The organism is Lentzea sp. DG1S-22 (genome assembly GCF_036321065.1).
GTDB lineage: Bacteria > Actinomycetota > Actinomycetes > Mycobacteriales > Pseudonocardiaceae > Lentzea > Lentzea jiangxiensis.
This window is the reverse complement of sequence record NZ_CP143276.1, coordinates 8,174,737-8,191,997: the sequence shown is the minus strand read 5'-3', so window position 1 is coordinate 8,191,997 and position 17,261 is coordinate 8,174,737. Positions and strand designations below refer to the sequence as shown.

The window sequence follows — 17,261 nt, the reverse complement described above, 5'->3', positions numbered from 1 at the left end:
GAACGGGGTAACTACTGACGGGCGAGCCTGCGGGCCCGTGACGCCCGCAGGTACCCCATCACCAACCCCTCCAGGTCCGGATGCGTTGCCTCCCAACCGGAAGCCGCGTCCCCACCCCGGACCAGGGCCGTGGTCTGCCGAGCCGTGCGGGAGGAGTCGACCACCACCCCGCCGGTCTCCGGCTCGAGCTCCGCCGGGCCAACCAGGACCCGGTGCCCCGCCAGGACCTCCTCGATCTCCCCGGCCACCTGCACCCGCCCCTCGTCCAGCAGCAGCAGGTGGTCGCACACGTCGCCGAGATCGGTCAGCAGGTGCGACGACAGCAGCACCGTCGTCCCCCGCTCCGCCACGTCGGTCATGACGATCCGCAGGGTCTCGTCGCGCGCCAGCGGGTCCAGGTCGGACAGCGGCTCGTCGAGCAGCAGCACCTTCGGCAACCGCCCCAGCGCCAGCGCGAGGGCCACCTGGGTGCGCGCCCCGGCCGACAAGGTCCGCACCCTGGCGTCCTTGTCCACACCGGCCAGCAGGTCCAGCACCTCGAAGGCGCGCTCCGCGGACCAGCGGTCGTTCATGGCGGCCCCGGCCCGCATCATCTCGCGCACGGTGAACTGCTCGTACAACGGCCGTTTCTGCGTCAGCAGGGAGACGTCGGGGTGCGTCCGCCCGCGCACCGGCGTCCCGCAGACGGTCACCTGGCCGCGGGAAGGCCGCAGCAGGCCCGCGATCAGCGACAGCAGCGTGCTCTTGCCCGCGCCGTTCGGGCCCACCAGGGCGGTGACGCTGCCTTCGGGCAACGTGAACGAGCAGTCGTCCAGGGCTCGGGTGCGCCCGAAGCGCTTCGCGACGTCCTCCGCCCGCACGGGAGCGTTCATGCGCGGCTCCTAATCCACAAAGGACACTAGTAGTGCGTGCCCCGCACGTCGGTGTAGATCGCGTCGACCTCGTCGCCCGTGAGGCCCTCGTCCACCGCGCGGTCCATCCACCGCTCCAGGTCCTGGCGCAGCGGCGCGTCGGCTCGGGTGGCGTCGGTGGCGAGGGAGGCCGTGATGAACGTGCCCATGCCGCGGCGGCCTTCGACGAGGCCCTCGTGTTCGAGCTCGCGGTACGCCTTCAGCACGGTGTTGGGGTTGACCCTGGTGGCCTCCACCACCTCCCGTGCCGTCGGCAGCTTGTCACCGGGTCCGAGCAGCCCCATCCGCATGGCCTGCTTGACCTGTGCGGCGATCTGGAGATAGGTGGACACCCCGGAGTGCCGATCGATGCGAAACTCGATCACGCCGCCCAGCATAGGTGTCCACCCGTCCACCAGCGGTCACACCTGCCTGCGCACTGCCCACGCCGAACCCAGCACGAACAGCACCGCGAACCCCGCGAAGACCGCCGCCTCCAGCAGGTGCAGCGTCGTCGCCTGGCTGACGGGGATGAAGTCGACGTACGCATGGGTGAGCCCGTTGGTCTTGTAGCAGGCGGCCGTGTCGACGACGCCCTGCGCGTCGGCCTTGCCGGCGCAGTTCATCAGCGGTGCCGGATCGGCGATCACCGCGCCGCGGGCGTCGAGGTAGCCGCTGCGCACGACCAGCGGGCCACGTTCGCCGAGCACGGGGCCCACCACGTCGTCGGAGACGGTCCTGGTGGGGGTGATCAGGAACTCGCGGACGCCGCTGAGCACGAACCGCGCCACGACGAACAGGCCGAGCGTCAGCGTCATCGCCACGAGCGTCCGCTTGGACGCCGCGCCCGCGAACATCCCCAGGGTGTAGGCGAAGAGCGTGTAGGCGATCGGCGAGACGCCCTGGGCGTCGAAGGTCGTGAAGTAGAACGGGCCCGTCGCCAGCGGACCGAGTTGACCGGCCACGTCGAGCCAGCTGTGCACGACGAGCTGGTAGACGAGCACCACGACCAGCGGGGGCAGTGCCGCGACGACGAACTTGGTCGCCATCCAGCGCGTCCTGCTGACGGACTGGGTGAACGCCAAGGCGTGAGTGCCCTGTTCGAACTCCCGCGCGAACAACGGCGCCCCGACGAACACGCCGATCAGCGCGGGAGCCGCGAGCACCGTGCCCTGGGCGAGGTGCAGCCGGTCGAACCAGGTGCTCTGGAACTCGTTCGCCGCCCGGCCCCGGCACGACTCCAGGCCCTCGACCGTGCAGTCGAGCAGGTTGCGCGCGGTCAGGTCCGCGGTCATCGCCGCCCGCAGCAGCAGGATGGCCGCCACCGCCACGGCCAGCCCCGCCACCAGCGTGATGAACACCGGGCGCTGCTGGCGCCACACGATCCACGTCATGCCGCCACCTCCGCGCGCATGTAGGCGAGCGCGAGCCGGCTCAGCCGGTCCAGGCCGGGCTGTCCGGCGTGCGCGCGCAGCAACGACGAGACGTCACCGGCCAGCCGCACGCGGCCGTCGGCGAGCAGCACGAGGTGGTCGCACACGTCCTCCAGCTCCGCCAGCACGTGCGACGACAGCAGCACGGTGATGCCCTGCGTGCGGCACTCGTCGACCAGCGTCCGCAGCACGGCCTCGCGCGCCAGCGGGTCGAGGTCCGCGAGCGGCTCGTCGAGCACCAGCAACCGCGGCCGCTTGCCCAGCGCGAGGGCCAGGGCGACGCGCGTGCGCTGGCCGCCCGAGAGCGTGCCGGCCTTCGCCGCGAACGGCACCTGCGCGCTTTCGACCAGCCCTTCGGCGTACGCCTGGTCCCAGCCCGGGTTGGCGTGGCGGCCGAACCGCAGCGTCTCGGCCACGGTGAACTGCGGGTACAGCGGCTTGGCCTGCGTCAGGAACGCCACCGCCGGGTGCATCCCGCTCCCGGCCGGCGCGTCGCCGAACACCGAGATCCGGCCCGTCGTCGGGCGGAGCAGTCCGGTGATCATGCCCATCAGCGTGCTCTTGCCGGCCCCGTTCGGCCCGACGAGCGCCACGGTCCTGCCCGCGGGGATCTCGAGCGTGCAGTCGCGCAACGCCCAGCCCCGCGGGTACCTCTTCCCCAGGTTTTCCGCCACGACCGGCGGGTGCTCCCTCACTCGCATGGGAGCAACCGTACACCCTTTCACTAGTTATCTAGTGAAAGGGTGCTGGACGCCCCTTGGACAGCGCGTTCAAGCGCTGGAGGGTCTCCTTGTTCCGGGGGACGAGCAGCACGTCCTGCACGGCGTTCGGCATGAGCGTGGTGGGGCCGCGCACCGCCCGTTCGGTCATGTGCACCTCGGTGAGCGACTCGGAGCGCGCCCGCAGCGTGAAGGTGATCCGCGCCGCGCCCACCGGCCACAGCCGCGCGTCCAGCTCGAGCAGCTGGTTCGGCTCGCAGCGGACCACCTCGGTGGTGTCCTCGATGGTGAACGGCCACGGACCGACGCTGTGGTGGATGCGCGTGCCCTGCTGGGGCCAGCCGGCGTCGACGTCGCGGATGTGCGACGCGCCGACGACCCAGCCCGCGTAGGACCAGCCGTCGGCCAGCACGGACCACACAGCGTCAACAGGAGCTTCGACGTTCAGGGAGACCTCTGCCACGCTCTCAGGCATACCCAGCGGATCAGGAAGCAATCCGGCGCGTGCGGCGGCTTTCGGCCGCCGACCGGTCCTCGACGAGCCTGCGCCCGGTCGCGTCCGATCCGTTGAGGGTGACCTGCGCGTTATGCCCTCACACCATCCAGTGATCCCACGAAACGGACGAACCCTTCGGGGTCCTCGCTCGTGGCGGACTGCTGCAAGATCACGCTGGTGGCGCCCGCCGCGGCCACCTGGGAGACGAGGTCGGTGACGAACGCGGCGTCCCGCGAGTCCGTCTCCACGTAGACGACGACCGGGTGGTCCCTCGTCGCCCGGATCGCGCGGACCCGCTCCAGGCCGGTCGAGGCGTCGAGGATGGTGCCGTCACCGATCTCACCGGCGAGGACGAGGGTCTTCATGCCGTGACCGCCGACGTAGACGGGCATCGGCGCGGCGGGCGGCCAGTCGAGCGCCACACCGGTCAGCTTCACGTACCGGCCGTCCGCGGTGACCCGTTCGCCCGCCAGCAGCGCCTTCAACGCGTTCGTGTACTCGTGCAGCAACGTCAGCGGCGACGCCACCCGCGCGCCGACCTGTCCCATCCAGTCCTGCACGCCGTGGCCGACGCCGATCGTGACGCGGCCGGGGAACAACCGGTCGAGCGTCGCCGCCTCCATCGCGGTGATCGCGACGTTGCGCAGCGGCACGGGCAGCAGGCCGACGCCGACCTTCAGCCGCGAGGTCCAGGCCAGCGCGGCGGAGGCGCAGGCGATGCCGCTCTCCAGGAAGCAGTCCTCCCACAGCCACAACGAGTCCACACCGGACTCCTCGGCCGCGAGGACGACGGAACGCAGGTTCTCGGGCGGGAGCTGGGGCCGGTAGACGACGCCGAGTGTGGTCACCCGACAACTACTACCGGCCCCGCCCCGGCTCGGCAACAGGTTCTCAGCACCCGCAGTTGTGGTACGTCACGTCCCAGTGGTTCGACTCGAGGTAGTAGATGTTGCCCGCGTTCGACTTCCACTTGTTCCCGCCGATGGACGAGAACCTGCTCTTGATGTAGTTCGTGACGCAGCTGGACAGCCGGTAGTCCACCTTGTAGCCGTTCCAGTGCGAGTACGTGCCGGACGCGTGGCCGGTCTCCGTGCCGCCGGTGATGGTCAGCGCGCAGCCCGAAGCGCTCTTGAACGTCTTGGCACCCGCGATCGTCGTCTGGTTGATCTGCTCGAACGACGTGCAGTTCGGACGGTTGCGGTCGCTGCACCCGCCGCTCGACGTCCAGGCGATGCCGGCCGCGCGCAGCTGCGCGGTCGCCTGGGAGTGCGTGTACTTGGCCGGAGCCGCGGACGCGACGGACGCGCCCATCAGCAGAGCCGCGAACATCGCGATCACCGCTGCGATCGTGCGAACGAACATGTGCTCTCTCCTTAAGCCCTGGGCAAGACGCCGCGAAAGCTAGGCAGACGCGGTAAAGGAAGCCCTAAAGCGGCCTTAGGCCGATCTTTGGCGCCGGAGTGGACAGTTCCGGTCATCACCAGGCGCAAGTCGATCGGAGCAACAACAATGCGCATTCGCCACGCCGTCGCGGCGACCGCGATCTCGCTCGGACTGCTCGGTGGTCCGAGCGGCGTCGCCCAGGCCGCACCGGAGGGTCCTGCCGAGCGGGAGACCTCCGTCTCCCAGGTCCAGGCAGCGGCCGGGTACGGCGGTTCCATCAGCCGCACCGAGGTCATCAAGCGCGCCAAGGACTGGTGGGACCGCAAGGTCCCGTACAGCCAGTCCGCCTACGCCTGGGACGTCAACAAGGGCAAGAAGTACCGCACGGACTGCTCGGGCTTCGTCTCCATGACGTGGAAGCTCACGACGAGCCGCAACACGCGCAACCTGGACGAGGTCGCCACCAAGATCTCCTGGGCGAACCTCGAGCCGGGCGACATGATCCTGCGCAACGGCCACGTGAAGTTGTTCGAGAAGTGGGCCAACTCGGCGAAGACGTCCGCGTGGATCTACGAAGAGGGCAGCACGGCGACGGACATGGACCACGAGACCGTGTCGATCTCGTCGCTGAAGAGCGGCGGTTACGCGCCGTGGAAGTACAAGAAGATCACCGGCTGAGCCGGGACGCGGCGAGACCGAACTGAGCCGGCCACTGGCGCACCTCTCCCCTCTCCCTGGTGCCCAGCCGCGTGAACAGGCTCGCGGCCTCGTCCCAGGAGCGGTCCGCGCCGGCGACGTCCCCCAGACGGGCGTGGACCGCTCCGAGGTCCCGGAGCGTGCGGGCCCGCCACAACGGCAGGGTGAGGTCGTTCCACACCGGCAGCAGCTCGGTCAGCACGGTCCGCGCACCGGCGTGGTCACCGGCCGCGAGCCGCCACTCCCCCACCGTGCGGCGCACGAGCGCCTCGCCGAACCGGTCACCGACGTCGCGGCAGCCGTCCAGGGCCTGCCGCAGCAGCCGCTCCGCGGGTTCGAGCAGACCCTTGCGCAGCAACACCTTCGCCCAGGCCTGGGCGGTGTAGCAGGCGAGCAGCTCGTCGCCGGTGCCCGCGACCATCTCGTGCGCGCGGCGGACGTGGTCCTCGGCCAGGTCGAGCTCGCCGCGGGCGCGGTGCACGAGCCCTATCCCGCGGGCGGCCAGCGCCTCACCCCTGCGGCTGCGGGCCTGGCGGTAGACCGCCTCCGCGAGGCGCAGGGTCTCGAACGCCCCCTGGTCGTCACCGAGTTCCCGCTTGATGGAGCCGATCCCGTAGTGCGCGTGGGCGACGCCTTCGAGGTCCGTCGCCTCCAGCAGGTCCCGCGCCCTGCCGAGTGCTTCCAGGGCGCACGGGTACTGGCCGAGATCACGGCACACCATGCCGATGCCGTTCATCGCGACGGCCTCGCCGTGCCGGTCGCCCAGGTTCACGAACAGCGTCTGCGCGGTCTCGAACCACGACCGCGCCTCGACCAGGTTGTCCCGCTTGTAGTGCATCTGCCCCAGGCTGCAGCGCAGCACCGCCTCCAGTCTCAGGTCCCCGGTCCTCCACACGGCCTCGAGCGCCGCCGTGTGCGACCGCTCCCAGGCCTCGTACCGGTTCCTGAGCCCGAACCAGGCGAACACCAGCACTTCCGCGAGCTGCGACGCGATCTCCGCGAGCCCGAGCTCCGCCGCGCGTTCCACGAGTCTGGTGAGCAGCGGTTCCTCACGCGCGAACCAGGCGTCCTTGTCCGTCGGGCGCGCCGCCGTCGTCAGCACGCCCAGCGAGTCCTGCATCCGCGGCACGGCGAGGAAGAGCTGCTCGGTCAGTCCGTCCACAGTGGAGAGCGCGGCGATCACCGCTCTCCTGACGAGGTCCTCGCGCTCGGAGCGCGGGTCCTCGGCCTCGGCGAGCTCGCGGGCGTGCAGCCGCACCAGCTCGTGCATCCGGTACCGGGCGCTGCCGATGACGTCGAGCAGCCGCGCGTCGACGAGCTGGTCGAGCACGTCCTCGTCGAGCAGGTGCGCCCACAGGAAGCTCGGCACCTCGGGCAGGCCGAGGAAGCCCAGGACGCGGTAAGCGCGGCGGGCGTCCTCGTCGAGCGCCCGGTAGGTGAGCTCCAGCCCCGCCCGCACGGCGAGGTCGTCCGCCACGAGCTCGTCAAGCCTGCTGCGTTCGTCGGAGAGCCGCCGGACGAGCTTCGAGACGGGCCAGTGCGCCCGCCCGGCCAGCCGCGCGCCGGTGATCCGCACGGCGAGCGGCAGGTAGCCGCACAGCCGCGCGACCTCCTTGGCCTGGCCGGGTTCGGCGGCGACGCGGTCGTCGCCCAGGATCCGCTGCAGCAGCGTGACGGCCTCGTCCTCGCCCAGCACGTCGAGCGGGATGCGGCGCACGCCCTCCAGCCCGCACAGCCGGCTGCGGCTGGTGATCAGCGTCAGGCAGCCGGGACTGCCGGGCAGCAGCGGCCTGACCTCAGACACGCTCGTGACGCCGTCCAGCACGATCACGACGCGCCGCCCGCCGACCGTCGCCCGCCACAGCGCCGCGCGTTCCTCCGCGGACTCGGGGACGCGCTCGCTCGGCACGTCCATCGCGCGCAGCAACGCGTCCAGCGCCCCGGACGGCGAGTGCAGGTCGACGAACAGCTGCCCGTCCGGGTACCGGTCGGCCATCCGGTGCGCCGCGTGCACGGCCAGTGCGGACTTGCCGACGCCCGCCGGCCCCTCGATCCACCAGACGCCGCCGTCGCTGTCGAGGAGCCTGCTCAGCTCCCTGTCGCGTCCCGTGAAGTCGCCCGCGTCGCGCGGCAGGTAGTTGCGCCTGCTGTCCCGCGCCCCCTCCAGCACGTCGCGGTAGAGCTGCTGCAGCTGCTCGCCCGGCTCGACGCCGAGCTCGTCGACGAGGACCTTGCGCGTCTCCCGGAACACCCGCATGGCGTCCGCGCGCCGCCCGGCCCGCGCCAGCGCCGTCATGAGCTGCCCGCGCAGCCGTTCGGCGAGCGGGTACTCGGCGACGAACGTCCCGAGCCGGTCCACCAGCCCGGCGTGCCGCCCCAGCGCCAGCTCGGCGTCGACCCACGCCTCGGCGGCCGCGAGCCGTTGCACGTCGAGCGTCTGCGCGAACACCACCGGCGTGCCGCGCCACAGCTGCAGGGCCTCGTCCAGCAGCCCGGCCCTGACCCGGAGGTCCGCCTCGTCCCCGGCGCTGGCCACGAGCCTGCGGAACGCGTGCAGGTCGACGGTGCCGGGGTCGGCGTTGAGCACGTACCCCGCCGCGCGGTGCTCGACCGGCAGCCCGGCCCGGCGCAGGCTCGAGATGTGCACCTGCAGCGACTTGCGCGCCTGCGGCGGCGGCCCCTCACCCCAGACGAGGTCGATGAGCCGCTCGACCGGCACGACCTTCCCGCACTCGACCGCCAGGACGGCTAGGATCTGCGCTGGTTTCGGCGGCACCGTCGGCTCGACCGGCCCGAGAATCCTGACCTCCACTGTGCCCCCACCGGTGTTGAAGATTCACCAAGTTCTGCACGGCATCGCCAAACTCTGACGCAATCCGGCTGACCGGGTTCCACTTACGGGTGAAAAGCACTCGAACGGACGCAGATCACGATGCAACCAGACCGGACCCCACTCCGTCCAGCGCACTTTCAGTGGGCATGAATGTGAGCTTTTGTCCCGCTTCTAGACGCTAGATTTGAGACGCCCGAACTCCTCCGCCAACGCGGGCAGCTGGTAGTGCGCGTTCAAACCGCTCGGATTCGGCAACACCCACACCCGCACCCCGCCTACGGTGTCCTCCTGAGGCCCCACCTGCGCCTTCTTGCGCTCGAAGGCCGCCCGGTACACCGTCACCCCCAGCACCGCGAGAACCTTCGGCGAATACCTCCGGACCTTTTCGGCGAGCAGAGCCCCGCCCTCGCGCATTTCGTCAATTGTCAACTCGTCGGCTCTGGCACTGGGCCGCGCGACGACGTTCGTGATGCCGAGCCCCAGTTCGAGCAGCTTCTCCTGCTCGGAGGGCGCGAACTGCCGCGGCGTGAACCCGGACAAATGGAGGACGGGCCAGAACCGGTTTCCTGGCCGGGCGAAGTGGTGCCCGGTCGCCTCCGACACGAGGCCCGGGTTGATGCCGCAGAAGAGGACGTCCAGGCCGGGCTTGATCACATCGGCAATCACGTGGCCCAGCGTACGAGGTGGCGCCTGGGCTCTCCGGGATGGCCGACCTGTCGATCACTCGGGACGTGCGCGCCGGGTCCGCGGTCGTGCGGTTCCCGGGCAGGGCGGTCGCCGGATGACGGTCATGCCGCCGTACGCGAGGGCGGTGCCGGGACGGCTTTCGCCGCCGTGCCGCGGCAGAGCGCGAGCGGGGAGCTTGGCACGGCCTGGTCGTCCCGGCGGGTACCAGACCGCTCGCCTGGCTCCGCACCGCCTAGGCCCCGGCCGGCACCCGAGGCCGCGGCGTCCACATCGTGTACCCGGCCCGCCGCGCGTCCTCCGGCGAGTGGAAGAACGCGTCGCCCTTCATGCGCTTGTAGTACGGCGACTCGGGCGTGTGGAACATCATCGTGCGCGAGTTCGCCTTGATCGCGGGTGCCGCGGCGACCGGCTCCTCCATGATCGACAGGGTGCCCGCGTCGACCACGGCGGCGGGGGACGACGACCGCGAGCGCATGGTCAGCCAGGTCAGCAGCACGCCGGCGAGGAAGGCGCCCGCGCACAGGCCGAACATCTGGAAGAAGAACCCGAACAACGCACTGCTCCTAGCCCGTAGTCGTGAAGTCCTCGTCGACGCGCAGGTCCGGGGCGGCCGCGCGCAGGGCGTCGCTCAGCGCCCCCGCGCGTTCCGGGTCCGCGACGCGTGCCGACGCGGTCAGGTGGCCCCGGCGGACGACGCCGGTGAAGTCGGTGACGCCCCGGTCCAGCACCACGCCGAGCAGGGAGGCCGCCTCGGAGGGTGCCACCGGGAGGCCGGGGGCGCCGGGGGTCATCACGTCGGTGATGCGGTGGGCGGCGGTCAGCGCGCGCACGGCGTCCACCACCTCCTGGCGTTGCGAACCGGCGGTGCCGGCGAGCACGATCTCCGACGACCGCACCGCGAGCACCAGGTGGCCGGACGCCTCACCGGGGTGCGCCGCGAGCGCCACCGCCGCGAGCAACGCCGGCACGACGACGGCACCGACGACGACGCGTTGCGGTAACTGCACGCGCCTGAACTATCCCATTCGGACGACCGCCTGCCACCACCTGAACCGGAACGCCCAGGACATCGTCACCGAATTCACTCGTTCGTGGAAACCACCACGGGCCGGCCGTCCGCCACCAGGCGCCAGTCGGTGCCGGTGAAGCCGGCCGGGTCGAGCACGCCCACCGCCTTCACCCAGTCGATCAGCAGCTGGCGGATCTCCTGCTGCTGGTTGTGCAGCACGGGGGCCGAGGCGACGTGCGGGAAGTCGCCACCCCCTGCCTGCCGGTAGTTGTTGACGGCGACCGCGAACTCCGCCGAGTCCGCGACGGGCTCGCCACCGAAGCGGAGGTCGGTGATCCGCGAGCCGGCGGGGCGGGCGATGTCGATGTCGTAGGTCAGCGGTGCGGTCAGGCCGTAGGCGATGTCGAAGTTGTAGTCCGGCACGTCGGCCGAGACGGAGGCGGCGGTGAACGGGCCATCGGGAGGCACCTGCCGGAAGTACCGCGCCGACTCCTCCAGGAAGTCGCGCAGCTGCCCGCCGGTCAGCCGCACGCCGACCAGCGTGTTGTCGAAGATGTAGAGCCCGGCGACGTCCCGGATGGACACGTCCCCGGCCGGGATGGCCGCCGCGCGGTTGAAGGGCGCGCACAGCGAGATCACCGGCAGCGACGTGGACTTCGCGACCTCCAGCGCCTGCACGTGGTTGATGAACCGCAACGCGGGCGTGTCCTCGAAACGGGCCCGCGAAGCCGACATCGCCGCCGAACACGTGCCGACGCGCGCGTTGACGTACGACACGACCTTCTCGTGGTCGTGCCGTAGGAGTCGCACGATCCGAGGGTCTTCCTGCACCGCCGCCGACGACAGCACCGACGACCGCGACGCCTGGAGTTCCCAGCGCCCGTCGTGGCGCAGGTCGAACTCCATCAGCGACAACCGCTTGCCCGAGAACAACGGCTCCGTCAGCAGCACCGGCCGCCCGGTGACCTTGTTCGTCACGAACCGCGACGGGATCTCCACGTGCGCATGGCCGACGAGGATCGCGTCGATGCCCGGCACGGTCTCCGCCACGAGCTCGGCGCAGTTCTCCGGGAACGGCACCTGGTCGCCGAGCGACGACGACAGGTCGGCCCCGGAGTGCGCCACCACGACCACGAGGTCGGACTTGCGCCGGATCTCCGGCACCCAGTGCAGCGCCTGCTCCACCAGGCCGGGGAACGTCAGCACGCCGTCGACGTGCGCCCGGTCCCACACGGCGATGCCGGGGTTGGTCAGACCGAGGATCCCCACCCGCAACGGCGGTCCGCCCGTGCGCCACAGGGTCTTCACCGCGTACGGCTGGAAGGCCGGCAGGCCGGTGGTGACGTCCACGGCGTTGGCCGCCAGCAGCGGGAACTCCAGCTGGCGCTCGAAGGTCCGCAGCACGGACAGGCCGTAGTTGAACTCGTGGTTGCCCAAAGCGGCGGCGGTGTAGCCGATGGCGTTCATCGCGGCGGCCATCGGGTGGACGTGAGCACCGCGCGTGATGGGCTCGACCTTCGCGTAGTAGTACGCGAGCGGAGTGCCCTGGATGGTGTCACCGGCGTCGAGCAGCAACGTCCGATGCCGTCCCACGGACGAACGCACGTCGTTCACCAGCGTGGAGATCTTCGCAAGCCCGACGTCGTTGTGCGCGAAGTCGTCGAACTCGCGGTCGAGGTAGTAGTCCCAGTTGAACAGGTTGCCGTGCAGGTCCGTCGAGCCCATCACCGTCAGGGTGAACGTGCGCACGACGCTCACCTCCGGTTGTGGTCGGGCTGATCACCCGACCATAACCGCTCACACTTGACCCCAAATCACCTCGTTGGCGGCGCCTGCCCGTCCTGCCGGACCCGCTGACCGGGTTCGACCACGCTGGACGCCACGGACCGGCCGCCTTCCGCGGTGGCGATCACGGTGGCGGTGTCACCCTTCTCGACGCCCTCCACCACGGTGTCGGCGTCGACCACGTACGTCCTCGTGTAGCCGTCGCTGGACTTCACCTCGACGGACGAGTCGCTGATCGCGGTGACCACCCCCGTCTGGAACTCGCCGTGCGCCGCCGCGCCCGGCCCGATGCCGAAGCCGCCGCGCATGCCGTCCGGCGGCGCTGCGCCCATGCCACCGGGCCCCATGTCGCCGGTCTGCCGGCTCGTGCCGGCGGCCGCGTGGATCGCCACCCCACCGGCCGCGGCGATGCCCACCGCGACGGCCGCGGCCGCCACCGCCCTCTTCGCGGTCCACGCCGGGCGAGCCCCTTCCCGGGGCGCTCCCCACTCCGGGGACTGTTGTTCGGTCATGACGGCAACCGTGGCCGCGTTGCCTGTGCCGGACCTGTGTGCGCCGTAGGGCCGAGCTGTGCGGATCGCTCACAGCCGGTACACAGGGTCGGCGTTCAGGATGGGAGCCATGCGCACGATGAAGACCGAACTCCGCAGGCCGGACGGACAGCCGGTGCGGGTGCTCGTCGTCGACGACGAGTCCACTCTGGCCGAACTGATGTCCATGGCCCTGCGGATGGAGAAGTGGGACGTGCGCACGGCTCTCGACGGCACGTCGGCGGTGCGGACCGCGCGGGAGTTCCGCCCGGACGTGGTGGTGCTCGACGTGATGCTGCCGGACTTCGACGGGTTCGAGGTGCTGCGCAGGATGCGGGCCGAGTCCCCCGTGCTGCCGGTGCTGTTCCTGACGGCGAAGGACGCGGTGGAGGACCGCATCGCGGGTCTCACGGCAGGAGGCGACGACTACGTCACGAAGCCGTTCTCGTTGGAGGAGGTCGTGTTGCGGTTGCGCGCACTCCTGCGGCGCACGGGCGTGACGGACGCGGACGCCGGCACCCGGCTGGCCGTCGGCGACCTGTCGCTCGACGAGGAGACGCGCGAGGTCGAGCGCGGCGGCAGGGCGATCGACCTGACGGCGACGGAGTTCGAGCTGCTGCGCTACCTGATGCGCAACCCGAGGCGCGTGCTGAGCAAGGCCCAGATCCTCGACCGCGTGTGGAGCTACGACTTCGGCGGTCAGGCCAACATCGTCGAGCTCTACATCTCGTACCTGCGCAAGAAGATCGACGCCGGGCGCACTCCGATGATCCACACGATGCGAGGCGCCGGGTATGTCCTCAAGCCTGCGACCTAGGACCCTGCGGGCCCAGCTCGTCTCGGGGCAGATCGTCCTGCTGACGGCGCTGAGCCTCGTGATCGGCGGCGTCGCCGTGCTCGCGCTGCACGCGTTCCTGATGAACAACCTCGACCGCGAGGTCACCGCGCTGCGACCGGCACCGCCCGGGTCGCCGTACGGTCCCCCCGGCATCAACGCGCGGATCTTCCCCGACGGCTCCATCGGCGGCACGGTCGAGCTGCCGGGGTGGGAGGAGCCGCGCACGCTCACCGACGACGAGATCGCGGTGCTGGCGGCCACTCCGTCGGGCCTGCGAACGGTCGACCTCGGCGAGGCCGGCGAGTTCCGCGTGACCACCGACCGCATGGGCATCAAAGGCCTGCCCCTGTCGGCCGTCACGGACATCGTGTGGCAGATGGGCTGGATCCTCGCCGGCCTCATCGTCGCGGGCGCCGCGGTGGTGGCGCTGGCGGGCCGGGTGGTCGTCCGGCGCGCGCTGGTGCCGCTGGACCGCGTCGCCGAGACGGCCACGCGCGTCTCCGAGCTGCCGTTGCACGAGGGAGAGGTCGCGCTCGCCGAACGCGTGCCCGAGGAGGACACCGACCCGGCGACCGAGGTCGGCAAGGTCGGTCTCGCGCTCAACAAGATGCTCGGCCACGTGGACGAGGCGCTGAAAGCCAGGCACGACAGCGAGACCAGGGTCCGGCAGTTCGTCGCCGACGCCTCGCACGAGCTGCGCACGCCGCTCGCCGCGATCCGGGGGTACGCCGAGCTGACGAGGCGCTCCGGCGAGGACCTGCCGCCCGCGGTGACCCACGCGATGGGCCGGGTGGAGTCCGAGGCGCTGCGGATGACGTCGCTGGTCGAGGACCTGCTGCTGCTCGCGCGGCTCGACGCGGGCCGGCCGCTGGAGAGCGAGGACGTCGACCTGTCGAGGCTCGTGCTGGACGTCGTCGGCGACGCCAGGACCGCGGGCCGGGACCACCACTGGCGGCTCGCGCTGCCGGAGGAGCCCGTGGTCGTCCCCGGCGACGTGCAACGGTTGCACCAGGTTCTCGGCAACCTGCTGTCCAACGCGCGCACGCACACCCCGCCGGGCACCACCGTCACCACCGGCCTGTCCGTCCACAACGGACGCGTCGACCTCACCGTGACCGACGACGGTCCCGGCGTGCCCGAGGGCCTGGAGGTCTTCGAACGCTTCGCGCGCGGGGACTCCTCGCGGTCGCGCGCGGCGGGCAGCACGGGGCTGGGCCTGTCGATCGTGGCCGCCGTCGTCGGCGCGCACCACGGGGACGTGGCGGTCGAGAGCGTGCCGGGCCGCACCACGTTCACGGTCTCGCTGCGCACAGCTCGTTCACAGGCGGAGCACACGACCGGCCCAGCCCAGGGCGCGAACCTCGTCGCATGAGACGAGAACGCCTGGCGCCGGCGGCCCTGCTGGCCGGCACCGCCGTGCTGTACCTGTGGAACCTCACGGCTTCCGGCTACGGCAACGAGTTCTACGCCGCGGCGACGCAGGCCGCCGCGCAGAGCTGGAAGGCGTTGCTGTTCGGCTCGCTCGACCCCGGCGGCACGATCACCGTCGACAAGCCGCCCGCGTTCCTGTGGGTGAGCGGGCTCCTCGCGAAGGCGTTCGGCTTCTCCAGCTGGACGGTGCTCGCCCCGCAGGCGCTCGAAGGCGTCGCGGCCGTGGGGCTGCTGTACGCGACGGTGAAGCGCACCTCCGGGCCGGCCGCGGCGTTGTTCGCCGGGACGGCGTTCGCCCTGACGCCGGTGGCCGCGTTGATGTTCCGGTTCAACCTGCCGGACGCGCTGCTGGTGCTGCTGATGGTCGCGGCCGCGTACTGCACGGTGCGGGCGCTGGAGGACGCGAGCCCGCTGTGGCTGGTGCTCGCCGGGACGGCGATCGGGTTCGCGTTCCTCACCAAGATGCTGCAGGCGTTCCTGGTCCTGCCCGCCCTCGCGCTGGCGTACCTGGTCGCGGCACCGACGTCGTGCCCGCGCAGGCTGCTGCACCTGCTCGGCGCCGGTCTCGCGGTGGTCGTCTCGGCCGGGTGGTTCATCGCGCTGGTCGAGCTGTGGCCCGCGGACAGTCGCCCGTACATCGGCGGCTCGACCAACGACTCGTTGTGGGAGCTGGCGATCGGCTACAACGGTCTCGGCCGCGTCTTCGGCGGCACCGGCGGCGGTCCCGGCGGTGGCGGTACGGCCGGCAACATCGGCTTCGGCGGTGAGACCGGCATCGGCCGGTTGTTCGGCGCCAGCATGGGCCCGGAGATCTCCTGGCTGCTGCCCGCGGCGCTGACCGGCCTCGGCGCCGGTCTGTGGTTCCTGCGGCACGCCCCCCGCACCGACCGCACCCGCGCGGCGCTGGTCGTCTGGGGCGGCTGGGTGCTCGTGAGCGGCGCGGTGTTCTCGTTCATGAGCGGCATCACGCACCCCTACTACACCGTGGCGCTGGCCCCCGCGATCGCCGCCGTCACCGGGATCGCCGGCACCGAGCTGTGGCGCGGCAGGGCGCACCTCCCGGTGCGCGCGGCACTGACCGCGATGGTCGCGTCGACCGGCGTGTGGAGCTTCATCCTGCTCGACCGCACACCGGCCTGGACGCCGTGGCTGCGCTGGGTCCTGCTGGCCGTGTCCGCGGCAGCGGTCCTCGCGCTGGTGTTCGGAGCGAGCCGCACGTGGCTCGCCGGCGTGCTGGTCGCCGCCGCACTGCTCGGCACCTCCGGCTACGCCGCCGCGACCGCCGCGACCACGCACAGCGGCTCGATCCCCCTGTCCGGCCCGCGCTCGCGGCAGGGCGGCGGTCCGGGCCCGCGGGAGGGCGGTTCGTCCACGGAGGTCGTACAGCTGCTCAAGGCCACCGGCACCCGGTGGGCGGCGGCCACGGTCGGCGCCCAGAGCGCGGCGGCGCTGCAACTGGCGTCGGGCCGCCCGGTGATCGCGATCGGCGGCTGGAACGGCAGCGACCCCGCGCCGGCGCTCGACGAGTTCAAGGCCCTCGTCGCCGAGGGGCGGGTGCGGTACTTCGTCTCGGGCGGAGGTGGACGTGGCGGCGACAACGAGATCGCCTCGTGGGTCGCGGCGAACTTCGAGGCGACGACGGTGGGGAGCCAGACGCTCTACGACCTGAGCACGGCCGGCTGAGCCGCGGGAGGTCCCCTACGCCAGGCCGGTGTCGGCAGGCAGCACGTCCCCCGGCACCGGCACCGCCACGGGCGGCTCCGCCCTCTCCCCGTCACCCCACAGCAGCGGCACCAGGTCGGCACCTCTGCGCCACAGCCACGGGACCCCCTTCACCACCAACCACGCCACGTGGTGCCACACCGTCAGCTCGCGCCCGCCAGAGCACTCCAGGCTCACGTCACCGACCCGGTGCCCGGCCGCCCGCAGCTCGGCCGCGAACGCCCGCGCCAGCATCCGGTGGCCGCGCTCGGACGGGTGCAGGCGGTCGACCGCCCACGTCTCGAGCTCGTAGGCGCCGGGCAGCGCGTGCAGGTCGACGCACCGCACGCCGTGCCGCGCCACGACGACGTCGACCACGCGGTTGTACTCGTCGATGCGGTCCTTGAGCACCCGCCTCAGCTTGCCCGGCAGCTTGAACACGCGGCCCTGGTCGTGGAACCGCACGGTGACCACGGAGGCGCCCGCGGTGGTCAGCGAGCCGCAGATGTGGTCGAGGTCCTCGTGCATCCGCCGGACCGAGAAGTCGGACCGCAGCGTGTCGTTGACGCCCGCGATGACCACGGCGGCGGTGGGGCCGCAGCGCAACGCCTCCGGCAGCTGGGAGTGCCGGACGTCGGCCACGCGCGCGCCGGAGACGGCGAAGTTGCGGTAGCCGTTGTCCTCGAACGCCGAGGAGAGCAGGGGGCCGAAGCCGCGCCAGCCGCCGGGGACCAGGTCGCCGATCCCGACCGCTGTGGAGTCACCGAGCAACACCAGCACGCGGACCAGCATCGGCTCGCCCGGTGATGCCGGAATGACCGTGCGGGAAC

General features: G+C 71.6%; 18 protein-coding genes. 4 read left to right on the top strand and 14 right to left on the bottom strand.

All coding sequences use genetic code 11. From position 1 onward, the window contains the following. Window positions 1-11 precede the first annotated feature (11 nt). The 7 genes from V1227_RS39060 to V1227_RS39030 all read right to left on the bottom strand — a co-directional run bounded on the left by V1227_RS39060 (window position 12) and on the right by V1227_RS39030 (window position 4,900). Entirely contained in the window at window positions 12-872 is an 861-nt protein-coding gene (locus tag V1227_RS39060; protein ID WP_329790103.1) for an ABC transporter ATP-binding protein, read from the bottom strand. Window positions 873-898: 26 nt separating this feature from the next. Continuing rightward, the gene (locus V1227_RS39055) at window positions 899-1,276 is read right to left on the bottom strand and encodes a GntR family transcriptional regulator (RefSeq protein ID WP_329790102.1); all 378 of its coding nucleotides are present in this window, start codon (window positions 1,274-1,276) and stop codon (window positions 899-901) included. 36 nt (window positions 1,277-1,312) lie between these two features. Continuing rightward, a complete protein-coding gene (locus V1227_RS39050; RefSeq protein WP_329790101.1) occupies window positions 1,313-2,284 on the bottom strand; it encodes a hypothetical protein in 972 nt (323 codons plus the stop codon). Continuing rightward, complete coding sequence (locus tag V1227_RS39045) at window positions 2,281-3,024, bottom strand: ABC transporter ATP-binding protein (RefSeq protein ID WP_329790100.1); 744 nt, start codon at window positions 3,022-3,024, stop codon at window positions 2,281-2,283. Before V1227_RS39045 ends, V1227_RS39050 begins: the two co-directional genes overlap by 4 nt. A 31-nt stretch (window positions 3,025-3,055) precedes the next feature. Beyond that, window positions 3,056-3,505, bottom strand: coding sequence for an SRPBCC family protein (locus tag V1227_RS39040; protein ID WP_329790099.1), 450 nt, complete (start codon window positions 3,503-3,505; stop codon window positions 3,056-3,058). Between the two features lie 122 nt (window positions 3,506-3,627). Next, entirely contained in the window at window positions 3,628-4,386 is a 759-nt protein-coding gene (locus V1227_RS39035) for an LLM class flavin-dependent oxidoreductase (RefSeq protein WP_329790098.1), read from the bottom strand. 43 nt (window positions 4,387-4,429) lie between these two features. Beyond that, window positions 4,430-4,900, bottom strand: coding sequence for a hypothetical protein (locus V1227_RS39030; RefSeq protein ID WP_329790097.1), 471 nt, complete (start codon window positions 4,898-4,900; stop codon window positions 4,430-4,432). A 147-nt stretch (window positions 4,901-5,047) separates the two neighbouring features. Here V1227_RS39030 and V1227_RS39025 point away from each other — a divergent pair, with 147 nt between their 5' ends. Further along, the gene (locus V1227_RS39025; protein ID WP_329790096.1) at window positions 5,048-5,599 is read left to right on the top strand and encodes an NlpC/P60 family protein; all 552 of its coding nucleotides are present in this window, start codon (window positions 5,048-5,050) and stop codon (window positions 5,597-5,599) included. Here V1227_RS39025 and V1227_RS39020 read toward each other — a convergent pair. The 6 genes from V1227_RS39020 to V1227_RS38995 form a co-directional block, all read right to left on the bottom strand. Next, window positions 5,589-8,429, bottom strand: a complete 2,841-nt coding sequence (locus V1227_RS39020; protein ID WP_329790095.1) for an AfsR/SARP family transcriptional regulator — start codon at window positions 8,427-8,429, stop codon at window positions 5,589-5,591. The genes V1227_RS39025 and V1227_RS39020 overlap by 11 nt on opposite strands. A gap of 192 nt (window positions 8,430-8,621) precedes the next feature. Beyond that, on the bottom strand, window positions 8,622-9,116 hold the full coding sequence (gene mug / locus V1227_RS39015) for a G/U mismatch-specific DNA glycosylase (protein ID WP_329790094.1): 495 nt from the start codon (window positions 9,114-9,116) through the stop codon (window positions 8,622-8,624). Between the two features lie 253 nt (window positions 9,117-9,369). Beyond that, window positions 9,370-9,690 carry a sunset domain-containing protein gene (locus tag V1227_RS39010; protein WP_329790093.1) on the bottom strand — a complete coding sequence of 107 codons (321 nt, stop codon included), beginning with the start codon at window positions 9,688-9,690 and terminating at the stop codon, window positions 9,370-9,372. A gap of 10 nt (window positions 9,691-9,700) precedes the next feature. Beyond that, the gene (locus V1227_RS39005; protein WP_236217493.1) at window positions 9,701-10,144 is read right to left on the bottom strand and encodes a hypothetical protein; all 444 of its coding nucleotides are present in this window, start codon (window positions 10,142-10,144) and stop codon (window positions 9,701-9,703) included. A gap of 74 nt (window positions 10,145-10,218) precedes the next feature. After that, window positions 10,219-11,895, bottom strand: a complete 1,677-nt coding sequence (locus tag V1227_RS39000) for a bifunctional metallophosphatase/5'-nucleotidase (RefSeq protein WP_329790092.1) — start codon at window positions 11,893-11,895, stop codon at window positions 10,219-10,221. 65 nt (window positions 11,896-11,960) lie between these two features. Continuing rightward, window positions 11,961-12,443: a hypothetical protein gene (locus tag V1227_RS38995; RefSeq protein WP_329790091.1), complete on the bottom strand. Its 483-nt coding sequence runs from the start codon at window positions 12,441-12,443 to the stop codon at window positions 11,961-11,963. Between the two features lie 109 nt (window positions 12,444-12,552). Here V1227_RS38995 and V1227_RS38990 point away from each other — a divergent pair, with 109 nt between their 5' ends. Genes V1227_RS38990 through V1227_RS38980 form a run of 3 tightly spaced genes read left to right on the top strand, consistent with a single transcriptional unit; the run spans window position 12,553 to window position 16,413 of the window. Continuing rightward, window positions 12,553-13,278 (top strand): response regulator transcription factor, encoded by a 726-nt coding sequence (locus V1227_RS38990; protein ID WP_329790090.1) that lies wholly within the window; start codon window positions 12,553-12,555, stop codon window positions 13,276-13,278. Continuing rightward, entirely contained in the window at window positions 13,256-14,671 is a 1,416-nt protein-coding gene (locus V1227_RS38985; RefSeq protein WP_329790089.1) for a sensor histidine kinase, read from the top strand. The genes V1227_RS38990 and V1227_RS38985 overlap by 23 nt, the downstream gene beginning before the upstream one ends. After that, the gene (locus V1227_RS38980; protein WP_329790088.1) at window positions 14,668-16,413 is read left to right on the top strand and encodes a glycosyltransferase family 39 protein; all 1,746 of its coding nucleotides are present in this window, start codon (window positions 14,668-14,670) and stop codon (window positions 16,411-16,413) included. The genes V1227_RS38985 and V1227_RS38980 overlap by 4 nt, the downstream gene beginning before the upstream one ends. 15 nt (window positions 16,414-16,428) lie before the next feature. Here the strand turns inward: V1227_RS38980 and V1227_RS38975 are convergent, their stop codons facing one another. Further along, complete coding sequence (locus V1227_RS38975; protein WP_329790087.1) at window positions 16,429-17,211, bottom strand: SGNH/GDSL hydrolase family protein; 783 nt, start codon at window positions 17,209-17,211, stop codon at window positions 16,429-16,431. Window positions 17,212-17,261 lie beyond the last annotated feature (50 nt).